Origin of the sequence: Amorphus coralli DSM 19760, from assembly GCF_000374525.1 — a bacterium.
Lineage (GTDB): Bacteria > Pseudomonadota > Alphaproteobacteria > Rhizobiales > Amorphaceae > Amorphus > Amorphus coralli.
Map to the genome: position 1 here is coordinate 164512 of NZ_KB894572.1, position 15773 is coordinate 180284.

The following is a 15773-nucleotide window of genomic DNA, read 5'->3' on the forward strand; positions in this document are numbered from 1 at the left end:
CTCGGACTACGGGCGGAGATTCAGGCGCACTGGCGCCTGCGGTCCCAGACGTCGGGGTTGATTAGATGCTCTGGCCGACGTCCCGCGAGTACGGCTAGAACCGCCTCGGCGACCTGCACTGCGGTCCGTTCGGCAGCCTCTTCGCTGGAGCCGCCGATATGCGGAGAGAGCAGCACACCTTCGGATTGCAGGTAGGGGTGGTCGGCGGGAGGAGGCTCGGCCTCGAACACATCGAAAGCGGCGCCTCGCAGGTGGCCGCCTTCGACGGCCTCCACGAGGGCGTCACGGTCGACCAACGCGCCTCGGGCGGTGTTTATAAGGGCGGCGCCTTTCTTCATGGCGAACAGGCGGTCTCGGTCGAAAAGCCCCCGGGTCCGTGGTGTGAGTGTCTGATGCAGCGACACGTAGTCCGCGCTGCCCAGCGCTGCATCGAGATTGCGAGCCGGCACGAAGCCTGCAGCCTCGATGTCCTCAGAAGCGATTGAAGGGCTATGCACCAGCACGCGCATGTCGAACGCGGCGTGTGCGATGTCCGCCGTTCGCCTGCCGATGCGGCCAAATCCGCAGATCAGAAGCGTCTTGCCACTCAACTCGCGAAAGTCGCGCGTATAGCGGTAGTCGAACCGGTCCTCACGAACTGCGGCATCGGCCTCGCGCACGCGTTTGGCGATGGCCAGCATGTGGGCGATGACGAGTTCCGCGACCGACTGGACGTTCGCGTATGGGGTGAATGCGATGGGCAGGCCGATTTCGCAGGCAAAGTCGACATCGACGGGATCTACACCGATGCCATGGTTGCCGAGAACCTGCAGCTTCGTTGCGGCCTCCATCGCTGTCCGGTCGAGGCCGGCATTGCGCGTAATGGCAGCGTCCGCGTCGGCGATCTCCCGGGCCACCGTGACCATGTCCGCTGCGCTGGCTTGCACAACCTCTACATTTGCGCCCTCCAGAAGAGCGATGCCGCTGGGGTGGATTGGCTGGATCAGGAGACACTTCATGCTGCGCCCTCGAGCGCGAACCGATCGTGCAGAGCGCGGGCTTCGGCCGTGGTGACGAACTGGCCCTTGCGTTTGGGAACCATCTCGAGGAACCGGCGGTAGCGCTCCAGCCACTCCGGGACGCCGACCGACGCGGTGTGGAACAGGCAGTGCACGATCTGCGAACGGCCGTTGCGTTCTGCACGATCCACGATCGATGCCCAGATGCGCTCGAGATTGTCGAGTTCGCTCATTTCGACATGCAGCACGTTGTCGTAGGCCTCACCCGCGCCGTCGGAGCCGATCGGAATCTCGAGGATCCGGGTCCGCGGCTGCCCTTCCCAGGGCTCTCGCGGATGCTGCGGGATGTAATCGGCACTCAGCGAGGCGTGGGTCCAGACCGCCTCGCGGTCCGGCTTGTTCATGCCGGGGCAGCAGGAATAGTCGACAAGGACCTCCTGCGTTTCCATGAGGTTGTTCATCAGGGGGTGGTAGGCATAGTGGCCGCCACGATAGGCTACAGGGCTGATGCCTGCGTCCTCCAACCTGCGCTGGCAGTCGCGAAACATTTCGCCCATATGCTCGGCTTCAGCGAAGCGCGTGCCCTGGCCCTTGATCTCCTCGTGAAGGTGAACCGAAAGCTCGCCCCCCATCTGCACGGCCTCGCGGTAGACCTGCAGCATTTCACCCTCATAGTAGCCTGTCCGGCAGTAGGTGCCGGAGTGGGGCGTGAGAATGAACTTGCCGTCGGTCAGCGATTGCATTTCGGCAATCAGCTGGCGCGTGTCGATGATCGACTGCGGCACGTTGGGCGGGTCGACGCGATAATTGCGGCCGGGATCGAAGGGCGCGAAGACGAGCCAGTTCACGTCTATGAGGGGTACGAGATAGACTCGGTTGTCGTCAGGGCCGAAAGACACGCGCCACCTCCTGCTTGGATCGAATTTTCAAGCATTTATAGAGGCGTGCCGGAGACTCGAACAAATCGAATGACCCGATCGATTATTTGGGCATGATTTATAATCGATCGAATCGATAATCATTTTTCGTGGCGGGCGCCTTAGAAGAGGGCCCGCTTTTCCAGTGCTCGCGCGTCCCATTCGACGTTCGGAAAGTGCGCCTGCATCTCACCACTGGTGATGCACTGGTGCAGCGAGGCCAAGATCGCGGCGGCAGCCGGGGACAGTCCGTGGCCCTTCTTCCAGAACAGGCTGATCGAGCGGCGGATCGTCGGCTCGGAAAGGGGACGTCTGCGGATAAGCGATTGGTTCTCGCGTGGCAGCGCCAGGTCCGGCGCCGCGGAAAGGCCGAGCCCTTCCTCGATCATGCCGGAGAGAGTGGCCAGATTGGATATCTCGGCCACGATCTTCAGTGAAATGCCGAGCTTCTCGACGGTCTCGTCCACCAGGTCGCGAATGCCGGTCTCGTGTGACATGGCGACGAAAGGCTCTCCGTCGAGATCGGTCCAGCGGATGGTGCGCCGGCGGGCAAGAGGGGATGTGACGGGAACGACGACGCACATCATGTCACGGGCGAAGACGCAGTGATCAAGGTCGCTGTGTGCGGTGACTGAGCTTCCGATGCCGAAGTCGGCATCGCCCGCCAGGATCATTGCCGCCACGCCCTTCATGTTGCTGTCGCGGATGGTCACATGGATGTCTGGGAGCTGCTTTTCGTTCGTTGCAAGGACCCGCGGCATGAGCCGGGACGCAACAGACGGGAGGCAGGCGACGGTGACGTGACCGTGACGGCGCTGGACCGCATCCTGCACGTCGGCCATCAGCGTGTCGAAGCGGGTGAGAATGTCGCGTGCGTGGGGTACGAACCCCAGCCCGAGCGGCGTGATGTAAACGGAGCGCGTCGTGCGGTTGAAGAGCTGGCTGCCGATATGCTCCTCGAGCTGTCGGATGCATTGTGAAAGCGCGGGCTGGGAGAGGTTCAGCGCCGCTGCGGCCTTCACGAAGCTCCCCTTGTCCGCCACCATGACGAAAGCGCGCAGCTGCCGCAGATTCACGTTGTTCGGCATGGTGAAATAATCTCGGCCACTGATCTGTTTATCGTACGAATTGCAGGCTTCGTGGGCAACGTCAATTCGCTTGCTCCCACGACGTTCTCCGAATCTTGCACAGCCTCGCGAGCGTGGCAGGGCCAACTTGGAAAGTGGGGCGCTTGATTGATCTGCTCTGCGTTCGCCATAGCCAGTGCGCCCGTCCGCTTGGCGATTTACTGTCCCACGTGGAGTGTCCGACTGGACCGCTTCCGTAGGATACTAGCGCCCCAGGATTCAGCGCTAACATTCATGGATTTGGCCACGCTGCTCTAGGCGGGTGGCGCAGGTTCTGAGCCCTGTCTGATGAGAAGGCGATGTCGAAGAAGATGGACCTAAACGCCCTCGTGCTCTTCTACGAGGTGGCTAACTGCCAGAGCCTGTCGTCGGCCGCCACCAAGCTGCGCCTGCCCAAATCCACGGTGAGCCGGAAGATCAAGTCATTGGAGACGCAGGTTGGCGCGACCCTGCTGCGCAGAGGGGCGCGGAACACCTCGCTCACAGAGATCGGCAAAGTCCTCTACGATCACTCCCAGCGCATCATCTCGGAGATCGAGGACGCGGGTTTCCACGCCTCGCAGATGCAATCAGAGCTGAGCGGCGTGCTCCGTATCAGCCTACCGGTCGATTTCGGCATCTCTTGGCTGAGCCGGCTCATCGCCGACTTCTCCGTTCAGCATTCCGAGATCAAGCTCGTCGTCGACATCAACAACCGGTGGATCGACGTGACCGAGGAGCCCTACGACGTTGCCGTGAATTTGGGCCAGCCGCGCAACATCGATTTGCCTATGCGCAAGTTCTCCTCACTGACCCGGGGCCTCTATGCCAGCCCCTCTTATATCGACCGCGAGGGCCCGCTCGAGATCTTCCAGGATCTGCGCAAGCACGAGTGCGTCGTGACCGCTCACCAGTTCGAGGAAGGCGTCTGGAGGTTGGGGCGCCCGGAGGATCGCGAGCCGATCGAGATTGAGCCCCGTGTGCAGGTTAACAATATCGGAATTGCCCGTGAAGTGGTGGTCGATGGCCTCGGGATCGGCATGTTGCCGAACGTCATGTGCCGCAACGACGTCGCCGCCGGCAGGCTGGTCCGGCTGCTGCCGGAATGGAACGGACCGCCGGTCGAGGCGTGTGCCACCTATCTCGGCCGTCGCCGCGTACAGCGGAAAACGAAGGTCTTCATGGACTTCCTCTCTCACCATCTGATGACGGACGCCTGAGCGGCTCCTCCGTCGCTCCTACTGCGGACCGTCGCGCCGATCCAACCCGGCCGTCTCGCCTCTCGCGCTGCCCGATCGGGAGCCCGCACTCGCAACTGCCTCTATGCGGCTTATGCGTTCCATTTTTGGAACGCACCGGTAGCGAATTGAGGTCTTCTGCGGTTTTCGGCCAGTTCGTACGATCCCTTCATGCACCAGGCTAAAATCAACAAGGCCGGGCCAACAACAACAACTGCAAGAAGCAAGATCGGGGAGGACTTAATCATGATCGGCACGATCAATCGCCGTCATTTTCTGGGAGGGAGCCTGGGGCTGGCCGCGGCGGCCACGGTTCCGGGCATCGGGCTGTCGCCGGCTCTCGCCGCGGGCGAGCCGGTCAGCTGGGCTTCGCTACAGCCGGGCTTCACGGTGCTTATCACCGAGTTCATCCGGCATCACAAGCTGGATGAGAAGAACGGTTTCACGCTGGCGCCGCCGCAGGTCTACACCTCGGTGCCGACCTATTACGGCGACTTCGTTTCCGGCAACTACGACGTTTGCATCGGCAGCTGGGACAGCTTTGCCGTCCGCTATCTGGGCAGCGTTCCGATCCGGTATGTGTGTTCGATCACCACCGGTCAGATGATCAACATCCTTTCCAAGAAGGATGGCATCACCAGTATCGACGACATCCGCGGCAAGACCATCGCTGCGCCGCAGTCCACCGGCACCTACCGGGTGACGCTTGCGGTTCTGAAGGAGTTCCTCGGGATCGATCTGGAAAAGGAAGCCACCGTCCAGAACGTGACCAACCCGGCCGCCTCCGTGGCGCTTCTCAGGGCGGGGAGCGCGGACGCGGCCCTGACCTGGGAGCCGAACGTCACCAACGGCCTTTACGAGGACGACCGGCTGCAGATCCTGCTGAATGTCGGCGACACATATACGAAGAACACCGACGCCAAGCTGCCCTACTTCGGCGTCGCCGTTCGCGATGAGTTGCTACAACGCGATCCGGGTATCGGGGCCAAGCTGAACGGCGTCTTCAAGGATTGCATCAACGGTATCCTCGGTGACGTCGATGCCGCCGTTGCAATCGTCGGCGAGCGTACAGGCTACAAGCCGGCCGTGCTCAAGGAAGCGATCTCGTCAGGCCGCCTGAGCTTCGCGTTCGCATCGATGTCCGACGAAAGCGGCCGGGCCATTTTCGATACTGCGGCCGAATTCTTCGTCAAGAACGGGCTTCTGCCCGAGGTCCCGGGCTCCGGTTTCCTCGTCCAGTCCTGACCCACGCACACGTTAAGCGGTGAGACGCTGCCGTGACCGGCGGCGGCGTCCGATACCGCATGGGAGGAACGAGGATGCAGAAGGTCATGGAACAAAGCCCGCAATCCGCCACCGGGACGCGACCGCCGCCGTCGTCCCTTGGCAAAGTCGGCCTAAGCCGGCTCAACGATATCGGCCCCACCCTGGTGGTGGTTGCGATCCTCGCGCTCGCCATGCAGCTGGGCAGCTACGTCTTGCCGCCCTTCGTCATGCCGGCGCCGCTGACCATCCTGGCGGCGACGTGGGAGATCCTGTCGACCCAGATGTCGCATATCGGGGTCACCGCGCTGCGTCTGTTTGTGGCGGTGGTGTTCGCCATGACGGTGGGCGTTCTGCTGGGTGTCGTGATGGGGGTGATTCCCCGGGTGCGACCCTACCTGCAGGCTCTGGTGATCATCGACACGGGCATTCCGGCGCTGTCGTGGATGCTGCTGGCGATCTTCTGGTTCTCCGAGCCGGAGATCCGGATCTTCTTCATCCTCTCCGTCATCCTGATCCCGTTTTACGCGCTCAACATCTATGACGCGATCCGCGCCCTGCCGCGTGACTGGGTCGACATGATCGAGAGCTTCCGGCCGCACCGCTGGCAGGTGCTGCGCTACCTTGTGGCGCCGCACATCGTGCCCGCCATCATCACCACCACCAAGGCGGTGATCGGCTACGCGATCCGCATGGCCATCTTCGCCGAACTGGTCGCCTCGGCCATCGGCATCGGCTCACGGATGAGCCTCGCCCAGTCGATGTTCCGCATCGACCTGGTGCTCGGCTGGACCCTGATCCTGGTGATCTTCAACCTCGGCCTCCAGGCCCTGATCAACGCCAGCGAAAAGCTGCTCCTCAAGTGGCGTCCGGAGACCAAGGTCCGATGATCAGCCCCACCGACACCATCATCGAATTGCGCGGCGTCACGAAGTCCTTCGGCACCAACCGCGTCGCCGACAATCTCGACCTCCTCGTCCAGCGCCGCGAGATCGTCGCCCTGCTCGGCCAGACCGGCGCCGGCAAGAGCACCGTCCTGAACATGGTCATGGGCAACATCCCGGCCGATTCCGGAACGGTGCGCGTCGCCGGCCACGATCCCTACAACGAGTTCATTAAGTTGCGGGGGAAGATGGCGGTCAGCTTCCAGACCGACCGGCTCCTGCCCTGGCGCACCGCGGTGGAGAACGCCGAGCTCGGCCTTCTCATTCTGGGCAAGCCGACGGCCGAGGCCCGGGAGATCGCCACCACCTGGCTTGCCCGGGTGAACCTCGCGGGAGCGGAGAACCGCTACGTCCACGAGCTGTCCGGCGGCATGCGCCAGCGCGTATCGCTCGCCCGGGCGCTCTGCGTGGATCCGGAGCTGGTGCTCCTCGACGAGTCGTTCAGCCAGCTCGACCACGTGACCTCGATGGCGCTCAGGGCCGACTTCGCCAAGCTGGTGCGCGAGTTCGGCAAGACCTGCCTGTTCGTCACCCACCGCATCGACGACGCACTGGAGATGGCGGACCGCATTCTGGTGCTCAAGCCGGGCGCCGGCGTCGGCCTCGAACTCGTCATGACCCCGGAGATGCGGGCCGATTCCGCCACCGTTCACGAACTGCACGACCGGATCGCCGGAACAATGGAAGGGAGCGAGGCAGGTCAGCCCGACCTCGCTCGCGCGTAGTGGAGAACCCCATGTCGTATGAAGACGTCATCGTCGAAAAGGTCGAGAGCTGGGTCGAGATCCAGATCAACCGGCCCGAGAAGATGAACTCGATCCGGGAGACGACGGCCGACGAGATCCTGACGGCGCTTGCCGAGGCCGAGTTCGACCGTGACTGCCGGGCCGTCGTGCTGAAGGGGCTGGAGAAGGCCTTTTGCACCGGCATCGACACCAGCGAATTCAAAATTGCCGACAACGAGTATTTTGACTTCTACCGGCTGCGTCGGCGCGCCCGGAAGGTGAACCGACTGTTCCGAGAACTGCCCGACTACACCAAGCCGATCATCACCGCGGTCGAGGGCTACGCACTGGGCGGCGGGCTGGAACTGGCGCTGTGCGGCGACATTATCGTCGCCAGCGAGTCGGCCAAGTTCGGCCTGCCGGAAATACGCCTCGGCATGATGCCGGGCGGCGGCGGCACGCAGACGCTGCCGCGCCTGATCGGTAAGCCGCTCGCCAAGGAGCTCATGTGGACCGGCCGGCGGATCACCGCCGAGGAGGCCAAGGAGTTCCGCCTGGTCAACCACGTTGCCCCGGCCGGCGGTGCGGTGGAGAAGGCGCGCGAGCTCGCCGCCTCCATCGCCGCCAACGCGCCGCTGCCGGTCATGTTCACCAAGGGGGTGATCGACCGCGGCCTCGACATGGCGCTGGCCGACGGAATGATCTCCGAGGCCGACGTCTCTTTCCTTCTCTACTTCACCCGCGATCGCAACGAGGGCCTGAGCGCCTTCCGCGAAAAGCGCAGCCCCGAGTTCCTGGGAGAGTAAGACCCATGGCCAGATCAGATCTCGTCATTGCCGGCTATTCCGAAACGCCGGTCCTGTTCCGCTCCGGCCGGAGCGCCTACGACTTCGCCGGTGAAGCGCTTGCCGGCCTGCTCTCCAGCACCGGCATCGAGAAGGGCGTCATCGACGGCCTGTCGGTGACCACGCCGCTCAGCGAGTCTCCGAACCCGTTCTTCTCGGTCTACATGTGCGAGGCACTCGGCATCTCGCCCACCTGGCTCAACTATGGCGGCATCGGCGGCTGCTCGGCGACCGGCGGCGTGGCGCGCGCCATGTCGGCCATCCGCGACGGCTACTGCGAAGTCGCGGTGGTGCTGTCGTCGGACGCGCCGAGCACCAGCTGGCGGACGAATTACGCCGCCTTCCGCGGCGAATTCCAGGATCCGGTGGGTGTCCAGGGGCCGCCGGCCATGTTCGGCCTGCTGATGAACCGCTACGCGGCCCAGTACCCGCTCAAGGACGAGGCGCTGGGCAAGATCGCGGTCACCCAGCGCGAGCACGCGCTCCACAACGACAACGCGCTGGAGAAGTTCAAGAAGCCGCTGACGATGGAGGACTACTACGCCTCCCGCGTGGTTGCCGATCCGCTGCGGCTCCTGGACTCCGTCATGTTCTGCGATGGCGCCAACGCCTTCCTAGTGACCACCGAGAGGCGCGCCGCGGAACTCGGCATCGGCAAGATGGTGCATCCGGTGGCCTATGGCGAGCTGACCAACGTCAACGGCTCCGACCCGTGCGCCGACATCACCGAGACGGGCTTCTCCAAGATCGCGCCGAAGCTCTTCTCAGACGCGGGCATGACGCCGGCCGACATAGACTGCTTCCAGCCCTACGATGATTTTACGATCGCCGTCCTGATGCAGTTCGAGGACTTCGGCTTCTGCGGGCGCGGCGAAGGCAGCGACTTCGTTCTTGAGACCGACCTCTCCTACACCGGTACGCTGCCGCTCAACACCGGAGGCGGCCAGATCTCGGCGGGCCAGCCGGGCCTTGCGAGCGGCGGGCTCAACCTCGCCGAAGCCGTGCGCCAGCTCTTCGGCGAAGGCGGCGGCCGGCAGATCGACGATCCCAAGACCGCGCTGGTCACCGGCATCGGCGTCATTCCCTACGGCCGGAACTGGGGAACCAGCGCCGCCATGATCCTGGAGGCCTGAGCATGAGCGAAACCACAGCCACCCGGCCGGCTCCGAAGCCGAACGTCTATGTCGACACGTCGCCCTTCTGGGAGGCGGCGGCGCGCAAAGAGCTTGTTCTGCAGCAGTGCCAGGACACCGGCCGTTTCCAGCACTATCCGCGGCCGGTGTCGCTCTATACCGGCTCGCGCAACCTCGCCTGGAAGCCGGTCTCGGGCAGAGGCACGATCTACACCCACACCACGGTCCGCATTCCCGGACCGGGCATGGAGGGGCGTATTCCCCTCCCTGTCGCCACCGTTGAACTGGACGAGGGCGTGCGGATGATCGTCAATATCGTCGAAAGCGACCCTGAGGCGATCAAGGTGGGCGCCCGCGTGGAAGTGGCGTGGGACCCGCTGGAGGACGGAAATTTCTACCCGGCGTTCAAACTCGTCTGACGGCCCGGCCGGCGTCCCGAAGATGCCGGCCGGCCAACTGCTGTGTAGCGGAGTGCACGATGCGGCTTGAGAAGATCCTGCTTGATCATTGCGAGCGAACCCCGGACAAGATCGCCCTCGTGTGCGGCGACAGGAGCCTCTCATTCGGTGATCTGGGTCGGAGCATCCGCTCCGTCGCCAACGGGCTTCTGGCGCGCGGCGTCGGATCAGGCGACCGGGTGGTGCTCTACCTGCCCAACGGCATCGAGCTCGTCGAGGCGCTGTTCGCTTGCTTTGCCGTTGGCGCCATGGCGGTGCCGGTGACGACGCGCCTGACGTTCAAGGAGCTCGCCTATTTCTGCGACGACAGCGCGGCCCGCATCGTCGTCTGCGATTCCGAGCAGGCGGAGGGGGTCGCGGAGATCGTGGCGGCCCGCCCGGCGCTCGGCGGCGTGGAGACCGGGCCGGCGCGGCCCGGTCTCGAGGCGTTCGACGCCCTGCGCGGTCCGGACGCCCCGCTGCCGGCCATCGCCCTGGAAAACGACGAGGGCATGGTGATGTACACCTCGGGCACCACCGGCCGGCCGAAGGGTGTCGTGCTCACTCACGCCAACATTTTGATCCAGCACGGCTTCATGAACGGGGTCGAGTGGCGCATCGGCGCCGACGACCGCTATCTGGTCGTAACGCCGATGGCGCATCGCTCCGGTCTGGGCCGGCTGATGAACGCCACCATGCTCGGGGGCACCCTTTACATCTTCCGCACCTTCGACGCCGACCGCGTCGTCGACACCATCGACGCGGCCGGCGTGACGGTCTTCGGCATGGTGCCAACCGTCTGCCGGATGATCATGCCGGCCCTGGAGAAGGCGCCGGAGCGATGCCGCTCGCTGAAGCGGATCGTGGTCACCGGCGAGGCTTTCCCGGTGCCGCTCAAGGAGAGGCTCATAGAGCTGCTTCCCTGGGTGGAGCTCGTCTCCTTCTTCGGCATGACCGAGGCGGGATGCGTTACCAACCTGTCCCAGACCGAACAATTCACGCATCCCAGCTCCGTAGGTCGCGCCGCACCCGGCGTGGAGGTCAGGGTCGCCGACCCGGAGACCGGTGAGGAGCGCGCAACCGGTGACGTTGGGGAGCTTCTAGTGCGATGCGGCCGGCCCGGTGCCTTTACCATCATGAAGGAATATCTGAACCGGCCGGAGGCGACGGCGGAAGCGCTGCGCGACGGCTGGTTCCACACCGGCGACATGGCCACCCGGGACGAAGACGGCTACCTCTACATCGTCGACCGCAAGAAGGACATGATCCTCTCCGGCGGCTTCAACATCTACTCCAAGGAGGTGGAGCTGGTGATCGCCGCAATTCCGGGCGTGATCGACGTGGCCGTGGTCGGCGTTCCCGACCCGATATACGGCGAGGCGGTGGCCGCCTTCGTCGAGATCGAGGACGGTGCGGACGGGCCGAGCCCGGAAGCGATCATCGCCCACTGCCGGGAGACCATCGCCAGCTACAAGAAGCCGAAATTCGTGTTCTACAGGAACGAGCTTCCGCGCAATGCCGTGGGCAAGATCCTGAAACAGGATCTCGCCACCCTGGCCCGCCAGGAGCTGGAGGCCCGGGGCGATCTGACGGCGCGGGACGCGCCGGCCCGCGCGGCGGTGTCGGGAGGAGCCGCGTGATCCGGCAGGAAAGCCCGGAGGAAACCGCCTTCCGGGACAGTGTCCGGACCTGGCTCGAGGACAACCTGCCCCGCGAGCTGCGGCACCTCACCTTCCGCCCCCGGCCGGAGGAGATCATGCCCTGGTATCGGGCGGTCTCCCGCCAGGGTTGGATCGCGCCGCACTGGCCGCGCGACGAAGGCGGCATGGGCGCCTCGGCCGTCGAGCAGGCGATCCTGATGGAGGAGTTCGCGCGCGCCGGCGCGCCGGACATCCCCTCCCAGGGGCTCAACCATATCGGGCCGATGCTGATCGAGCGCGGCACGCCGGAGCAGAAGGCCCGGCACCTGCCGCCGATCCTCAGCGGCGACTGCATCTGGTGCCAGGGCTATTCCGAACCCGGCGCCGGATCCGACCTTGCCTCGCTGAAGACGACGGGACGCATCGACGGCGACGCCATCGTCGTCAACGGCCACAAGATCTGGACGACATGGGGCCATCACGCCCAGTGGATGTTCGCCCTGGTGCGCACCAGCGACGACCGCAAGCGCGGTATCACCTTCGTGCTCCTCGATCTCGACACGCCGGGCATCACGCGCAGGCCGATCCGCACGATCGCCGGCGACGACGAGTTCGCAGAGGTCTTCCTCGACGAGGTCCGGGTGCCGCTTGCCAACGTGGTCGGCGAGATCGGCGCCGGCTGGTCGGTGGCGACCTCGCTTCTCGATCAGGAACGGCTGCACATCGGCTCGCCGCTGCACGCCAACCGCGCCCTCACCCGGCTGCGCGGCCTCGTCGAGGCGATGCCGGAGGGCGACCGCGACGCGTGGGCGGACAGCCTCGCCCATGCCGAGGTGCTGACGGAGACCGTCACGGCGGCCTTCCTCGACACCCACGAGAAGTTCGAGGCCGGCCGCTCGCCGGCGGGCGAGAGCGCCTTCCTGAAGATCCTCGCCACCGAGGCGACCCAGGAGATCCTCGAGATCGCCCGGTGCGCCGCCGGCCCGCTGGCCGCGCAGGTCGATCCCGCCTGGAACGGCGACCGCCGCCTGGACCTCAACGAGATGGCGCTGCAGTCGCGCCGCCTGACCATCTATGCCGGCAGCAACGAGATCCAGCGCACCATCCTCGCGCGCCAGGTCCTTGGCCTGGGGGGACGCTGACGATGCCCGTATTCGACGGAGAAGACGCCCAGATCGTCGACAGCGTTGCCGCGTTCTTCGCCCGCAACGGCGGCATCGCGCGGGTGCGCAGGCTTCGCGACGAAGGCGCGACGCGCGACCCGGAGACGTGGCGCGCCGCCGCCGAGCAGGGCTGGATCGGTATCCTCGCCCCCGAGACGGCCGGCGGACTCGACATGCCGGTCCGCTCCGCGGCGCTCTTGATGCAGACGGCGGCGCGCAGCGTGCCGTTCGAGCCGTTCTCTGCCGCCATCGTCGCGGCCCGCTTGCTCGGCAGAATCGATGCTCCCCCAGCCATTCTGGACGATGTGCTCTCCGGCCAGGCGATTGCCCTGCCGCTCGACGGCACCGGCCTCGACTGGGACGGAACCCGGCTTTCCGGCGAAAGCCCGCAGACGGCGGACGTCGCGTCGGCCGACTGGTTCGTAGTGTCGTGCAACGGGACGGAGACAGGCCTGTTTCTGGTCTCCTGCAAGAGCCCGTACAAGACTGTCGAGGCGCACGCCACCCACGACGGCGGAACAGTCGGAACGGTCCGGTTCGACGGGGCCGAGGGCACCGCGCTCGGGTCCGGCTCGGACGCCGAACGCGAAGCCGCCGACGCACGCGTTCTGCTCCGGCTGCTGCGCGCCGCGGAGGCAGTCGGCCTCGCCCAGGAAGCTTTTGCGCGCACCCTCGACTATCTGCGTGCCCGCAGCCAGTTCGGCCGCCCCATCGGTAGCTTCCAGGCGCTACAGCACCGCGCCGCGACGATCCACGTCCGCCTTACCTCGGCGGAAGCGCTGCTCTACGAGGCAGTGCGCGCGTTCGGGACGGACCGGCAGGCGTTTGCGGCAGATGCGACCTTCTCCCGCGCACTGGATGCCGCGCAGCTTGCATGCGACGAGGCGATCCAGATGCATGGCGCCATCGGGTTTACCGACGAGCTGGAGATCGGCTTCTTCCTGAAGCGGCTGTTGGCACTTTCTGCCTCGGCGGACGAACGGGACCCCGCAACAATCTCAAGGGTGATCTGATCAGTTCGGCCGTTTAGAAGAACGCAACCGAATACTCGTCCTATGTGGCTTCGACGCAACGGTGACCTTTAATCCTAGCTTCGAGTTTACAAAATTTCGCAATCATATTCGGTCAGTAACCGATGATAGGTTTCTGGCAGCGAGCGCAGCTTGCTCCGCCGATCGGGAGTGCCGTCGGATGTGACTAGAATGCGAGCAAACCCTCTTGACTCGTTTCTGTAATGAAAATCTGCTAGCCGAAGCAATGGGTGGCTTAGTTTTTTACTGAGGGGGGAAATCTTGAGAATTCTTCGCAAGATTGCGATTCCAGCGGTATTTTGTGCTCTTCTTACGCCGGCAGCGGCGGCGGAAACCGATATACTTTTCGTCCTCGACGGCTCCGGCTCCATGTGGGGGCAGGTCGGGGGAACGGCCAAGATCGAGACTGCGAAGGCCACGCTGACCAAGCTGGTTCGCGAGGCATCGCCTGATGCGCGGATCGGCCTGATGACTTACGGAACGACGTCCAAGGAAAGCTGCACCGACGTCGCCCTGCTAAATCCGGTCGGTGCGCCGCGCGCCGACGTCGAGCGTTCGATCTCCGACCTGACGCCGCTCGGCAAGACGCCGATCGACCTCTCGCTGACCATGGGCATCGATGCGCTAGCCAAAACCGAGCCGGCCGATGTGCAGAAGGCCCTCGTTCTCGTCTCTGACGGGATCGAGACCTGCGACGGCGATCCCTGTTCGGTGGCCGACCTCGCCATGAGCGCGGGCGTCGCTATGAAGGTGCACGTGGTCGGCTTCAACGTCGATGCGCAGGCGCGCAGCCAACTGGAGTGCATCGCTGACGCCGGTGGCGGCCGCTACTTCGATGCCGCCAATCCGGCCGGCTTCCAGGAAGCCATGGCAAGCGTAATCCAGGTCGCCCAGGCGGAACCGGCTGCCGAGCCGAAAGCGGAACCGGCGGGTCCGACCACGAAGGAATTCTTCCGCGACGATTTCGACGGCAGCGAGTTGAGCGAGGACTGGTCGGTGATCGGCGCCGATCCGGACGCCTTCCTGGTCGAGGACGGTGCGCTGCTGATGCTGTCGACTCGTGCCTCGGGGTTCGAAGACGACGAGCCGCAGAACCTGGTCATGTTCGCCCGTCCGCTGCCAAAGGGCGACTGGGACGCGGAACTCACCTTCACCGGCGAATACGCCACCAATTCCGATCGGCTGATCATCGGGCTGCGTAAGGATGAGGGCAATTTCATTTCGGCCAACTATTACAGCCTGGCCACCGCGACCGGATGTATCAAGACCGAGCTTGCACTGACCAAGATGGCCAAGGGTGCGGCGGAGCATGAGCGTCGTCTTTATCGTTCAAACGACGGACAGTGCTATGCCCAGAAGCCGCTCGGAGCGGAGGCCTGGGAGCAGGTCGTGGCGGAGCATCTGGAACAGCCGGTGAAGCTGACGATCTCCAAGCGCGGCCGCGCCTACACCGCCAAGGTTGAGATGCTCGGCCTGCTCGATCCGGACGGCAATCCATACGTGGTGGAGACCGACAAGTTCACGTCGCTGCGCTCGCCCGGCGAACTCGGCTTCACCATCGACCGGATCCAGCGCAGCAACGTGAATGGCGAAGTCCTGTTCATGATCGACTCCTTCGTCATCAACAAGGTCGAGTGAGGTGCGCCGTGCGCGGGCATTCGGGTGGGCGCCGCTGGCGCTCGCCCTCCTGATCGGCATCGCACTGGGCACCGGCGCACCGTCGGTGTCCGCCCAGGATCTCGACGTCCCGATCCTGGAGCGCTCTTCCGGTGACCTCGATACCTGTGCCCTCGGCGAAGTGGCGAACCTGAAGCCCGGCGGCGACGGGTTCCTGGCGGTGCGCGCCGGTCCGGGCACCGACCACAGGAAACTCGATCAGCTGAAGAACGGCGACCGTGTCTGGCTGTTTGACCAGCGCGGCGATTGGGTCGGCGTGATCTACGACGTGGAGCTCGTGGCGTGCGGACCGATCGACAAGACGCGCATGCCGCCTCACCCTGGGCGACGCGGCTGGATCCACATGAATTGGGTCAACATCCTGGCGGGGTAGGTCTCCTCCGATCGAGGGGCGATGTTCGATCGATCAGAAATCGATCCGGATCGAGTTGGTTTCTTGTGAAAGGAACGTGGCGGCATGAAGGGACAGGGCTCCATCGAGAGAGAAGGGTTCACCGGCTGCCACGGCAGATCCGCCGCTGCCGCCCGGCGTGGCCGGGTTCTTCGGCTTCTATGCCGCGCGACGCTTGCGCTGTCTTTCGCTGTCCCGGCTGCTGCATCGGCTCAGGACGTCCCCACCACGGCGGCAACGGGCGGTGACGCGGCGCCTATCGGCC

General features: G+C 64.8%; 15 protein-coding genes. 12 read left to right on the plus strand and 3 right to left on the minus strand.

Translation table 11 applies throughout. From position 1 onward, the window contains the following. Positions 1 to 20 precede the first annotated feature (20 nt). The 3 genes from C507_RS0108745 to C507_RS20830 form a co-directional block, all read right to left on the minus strand. The gene (locus C507_RS0108745; RefSeq protein WP_018699305.1) at positions 21 to 998 is read right to left on the minus strand and encodes a hydroxyacid dehydrogenase; all 978 of its coding nucleotides are present in this window, start codon (positions 996 to 998) and stop codon (positions 21 to 23) included. Continuing rightward, entirely contained in the window at positions 995 to 1897 is a 903-nt protein-coding gene (locus C507_RS0108750) for a polysaccharide deacetylase family protein (protein WP_156829233.1), read from the minus strand. Before C507_RS0108750 ends, C507_RS0108745 begins: the two co-directional genes overlap by 4 nt. A 140-nt stretch (positions 1898 to 2037) precedes the next feature. Then, complete coding sequence (locus tag C507_RS20830) at positions 2038 to 3129, minus strand: LysR family transcriptional regulator (RefSeq protein ID WP_169508961.1); 1092 nt, start codon at positions 3127 to 3129, stop codon at positions 2038 to 2040. A 212-nt stretch (positions 3130 to 3341) separates the two neighbouring features. On the opposite strand from C507_RS20830, the gene C507_RS0108760 reads away from it, so the two are divergent. The 12 genes from C507_RS0108760 (at position 3342) to C507_RS0108815 (ending at position 15490) form a co-directional block, all read left to right on the plus strand. Further along, positions 3342 to 4241: a LysR family transcriptional regulator gene (locus C507_RS0108760; protein ID WP_018699308.1), complete on the plus strand. Its 900-nt coding sequence runs from the start codon at positions 3342 to 3344 to the stop codon at positions 4239 to 4241. A 264-nt stretch (positions 4242 to 4505) separates the two neighbouring features. Beyond that, positions 4506 to 5504, plus strand: coding sequence for an ABC transporter substrate-binding protein (locus C507_RS0108765; RefSeq protein WP_018699309.1), 999 nt, complete (start codon positions 4506 to 4508; stop codon positions 5502 to 5504). Positions 5505 to 5578: 74 nt separating this feature from the next. Continuing rightward, complete coding sequence (locus C507_RS0108770) at positions 5579 to 6412, plus strand: ABC transporter permease (protein WP_018699310.1); 834 nt, start codon at positions 5579 to 5581, stop codon at positions 6410 to 6412. Continuing rightward, entirely contained in the window at positions 6409 to 7191 is a 783-nt protein-coding gene (locus C507_RS0108775; RefSeq protein WP_018699311.1) for an ABC transporter ATP-binding protein, read from the plus strand. Before C507_RS0108770 ends, C507_RS0108775 begins: the two co-directional genes overlap by 4 nt. An 11-nt stretch (positions 7192 to 7202) precedes the next feature. Beyond that, positions 7203 to 7997 carry an enoyl-CoA hydratase/isomerase family protein gene (locus C507_RS0108780; RefSeq protein ID WP_018699312.1) on the plus strand — a complete coding sequence of 265 codons (795 nt, stop codon included), beginning with the start codon at positions 7203 to 7205 and terminating at the stop codon, positions 7995 to 7997. 5 nt (positions 7998 to 8002) lie between these two features. Then, complete coding sequence (locus C507_RS0108785) at positions 8003 to 9169, plus strand: thiolase family protein (protein WP_018699313.1); 1167 nt, start codon at positions 8003 to 8005, stop codon at positions 9167 to 9169. A gap of 2 nt (positions 9170 to 9171) precedes the next feature. Next, positions 9172 to 9588 (plus strand): Zn-ribbon domain-containing OB-fold protein, encoded by a 417-nt coding sequence (locus C507_RS0108790; RefSeq protein ID WP_018699314.1) that lies wholly within the window; start codon positions 9172 to 9174, stop codon positions 9586 to 9588. 59 nt (positions 9589 to 9647) lie between these two features. Next, positions 9648 to 11246: a class I adenylate-forming enzyme family protein gene (locus C507_RS0108795; RefSeq protein WP_018699315.1), complete on the plus strand. Its 1599-nt coding sequence runs from the start codon at positions 9648 to 9650 to the stop codon at positions 11244 to 11246. After that, positions 11243 to 12388 carry an acyl-CoA dehydrogenase family protein gene (locus C507_RS0108800; protein WP_018699316.1) on the plus strand — a complete coding sequence of 382 codons (1146 nt, stop codon included), beginning with the start codon at positions 11243 to 11245 and terminating at the stop codon, positions 12386 to 12388. The genes C507_RS0108795 and C507_RS0108800 overlap by 4 nt, the downstream gene beginning before the upstream one ends. Positions 12389 to 12390: 2 nt before the next feature. Further along, positions 12391 to 13422 (plus strand): acyl-CoA dehydrogenase family protein, encoded by a 1032-nt coding sequence (locus C507_RS0108805; protein WP_018699317.1) that lies wholly within the window; start codon positions 12391 to 12393, stop codon positions 13420 to 13422. 279 nt (positions 13423 to 13701) lie between these two features. Further along, positions 13702 to 15078: a vWA domain-containing protein gene (locus C507_RS0108810; RefSeq protein WP_281167838.1), complete on the plus strand. Its 1377-nt coding sequence runs from the start codon at positions 13702 to 13704 to the stop codon at positions 15076 to 15078. A gap of 1 nt (position 15079) precedes the next feature. After that, the gene (locus C507_RS0108815) at positions 15080 to 15490 is read left to right on the plus strand and encodes an SH3 domain-containing protein (RefSeq protein WP_018699319.1); all 411 of its coding nucleotides are present in this window, start codon (positions 15080 to 15082) and stop codon (positions 15488 to 15490) included. Positions 15491 to 15773 lie beyond the last annotated feature (283 nt).

What these genes read in the sequence shown, in the direction of transcription:
- C507_RS0108790 (WP_018699314.1), top strand. Translation starts at nt 9,172, where the DNA reads ATGAGCGAAACCACAGCCACCCGGCCGGCTCCGAAGCCGAACGTCTAT.
- C507_RS0108780 (WP_018699312.1), top strand. Translation starts at nt 7,203, where the DNA reads ATGTCGTATGAAGACGTCATCGTCGAAAAGGTCGAGAGCTGGGTCGAG.
- C507_RS0108760 (WP_018699308.1), top strand. Translation starts at nt 3,342, where the DNA reads ATGTCGAAGAAGATGGACCTAAACGCCCTCGTGCTCTTCTACGAGGTG.
- C507_RS0108765 (WP_018699309.1), top strand. Translation starts at nt 4,506, where the DNA reads ATGATCGGCACGATCAATCGCCGTCATTTTCTGGGAGGGAGCCTGGGG.
- C507_RS0108775 (WP_018699311.1), top strand. Translation starts at nt 6,409, where the DNA reads ATGATCAGCCCCACCGACACCATCATCGAATTGCGCGGCGTCACGAAG.
- C507_RS0108795 (WP_018699315.1), top strand. Translation starts at nt 9,648, where the DNA reads ATGCGGCTTGAGAAGATCCTGCTTGATCATTGCGAGCGAACCCCGGAC.
- C507_RS0108785 (WP_018699313.1), top strand. Translation starts at nt 8,003, where the DNA reads ATGGCCAGATCAGATCTCGTCATTGCCGGCTATTCCGAAACGCCGGTC.
- C507_RS0108745 (WP_018699305.1), bottom strand. Translation starts at nt 998, where the DNA reads ATGAAGTGTCTCCTGATCCAGCCAATCCACCCCAGCGGCATCGCTCTT.
- C507_RS0108770 (WP_018699310.1), top strand. Translation starts at nt 5,579, where the DNA reads ATGCAGAAGGTCATGGAACAAAGCCCGCAATCCGCCACCGGGACGCGA.
- C507_RS0108805 (WP_018699317.1), top strand. Translation starts at nt 12,391, where the DNA reads ATGCCCGTATTCGACGGAGAAGACGCCCAGATCGTCGACAGCGTTGCC.